General features: G+C 67.7%; 1 protein-coding gene and 1 pseudogene. Both read left to right on the top strand.

Annotation, left to right across the window (positions count from 1 at the left end):
* Positions 1 to 312: pseudogene (locus JCM19049_RS14750) on the top strand (ornithine carbamoyltransferase); the annotation flags it as partial.
* Between the two features lies 1 nt (position 313).
* On the top strand, positions 314 to 817 hold the full coding sequence (locus JCM19049_RS14745; RefSeq protein ID WP_054821945.1) for an arginine repressor: 504 nt from the start codon (positions 314 to 316) through the stop codon (positions 815 to 817).
* The last annotated feature ends 372 nt before the right edge of the window (positions 818 to 1,189 follow it).

Genomic DNA, 1,189 nt, shown 5'->3' with positions numbered 1-1,189 from the left:
CCCTGGCCGGCGCGACGTGGTTGCCACCGACACCTGGATCTCCATGGGCAGGAGGATGAGAAGGAGGCGCGCCTGGGCCTGTTCCGCGACTATGCGCTGAGCACCGAGGCGATGGCCCACGCCAAGGACGACGCGATCGTGCTGCACTGCCTGCCGGCCTACCGCGGCTACGAGATCGCCGCGGAGGTCATCGACGGGCCGCAGTCCGTGGTGTTCGACGAGGCCGAGAACCGGGTCCACGCCCAAAAGGCCATCATGGCCTGGCTGCTGCACGCCTCCGGGCTGGCCGCCAGCGTGCGGGAAGCGAAGTAGCATGGCTGCCCAACCCAGCACCAAGACCGCCCGCCAGGCGCGCATCCGCACCTTCCTGGGCAACCACTCGGTCAAGTCCCAGGCCGAACTGCTCGCCCTGCTCAAGGACGACGGGCTGGAAGTCACCCAGGCCACCCTCTCCCGGGACCTGGTGGAAATCGGCGCGGTGCGCATCCGGGACACCTCCGGGCAGCTGATCTACGCGGTGCGCCAGGAAGGCGGGGACCGCTCACCGCAATCCGCGCTCACCCAGGAGGTGCTCGACGCCCGGCTGTCCAAGATCTGCCAGGAGCAGCTGGTCACCGCGGAAGCCAGCGGCAACATCGTCGTGCTGCGCACCCCGCCGGGGGCTGCGAACCTGCTGGCATTGGCCATCGACCACTCACAGATCCCCGCGATCCTGGGCTGCATCGCCGGTGATGACACCATCATGGTGATCACCCGTTCGCCCGATGGCGGCGCCGAGGTCGCCAGCCGCTTCCTGCAGCTGGCCGACACCAACTAGCACCGTTCTTCCCCACCCGGTCCGGGTTTGGCCCGCAGGGCTGGTCTCGGGGTGGGGTGTTGTGGGCCAGCCACCGGTGGTGGCTGGCCCACTGGTGTTTCCGGCCGGTGTTTCTCGGTGGCTGTTTTCCGCTGGGTGTTTCCGGGTGGGTGTTTCCCGCCGGTGGTCCCCGAAAGAATTTTGGGGGTTCGTGGGTTATCCCCATCCCGCCGGGCCTGGGTGGGGTGCCCAAGTTTGGTGGGTGATGGTAGGTGGCATGAATCAGGTTTCCCTGGCCACGGCCCTTGAGGTGGTACGCCACCGGGTGCGGCACAACGGCGCGGCATTAGATGGCACGGTGCTGCGTGAAATCCAGGAACTGTGTACCGGCCT

It is taken from the genome of Arthrobacter sp. JCM 19049, assembly GCF_001310435.1.
The sequence above is the reverse complement of the archived record's forward strand: the minus strand, read 5'-3'. Positions and strand labels throughout refer to the sequence as shown.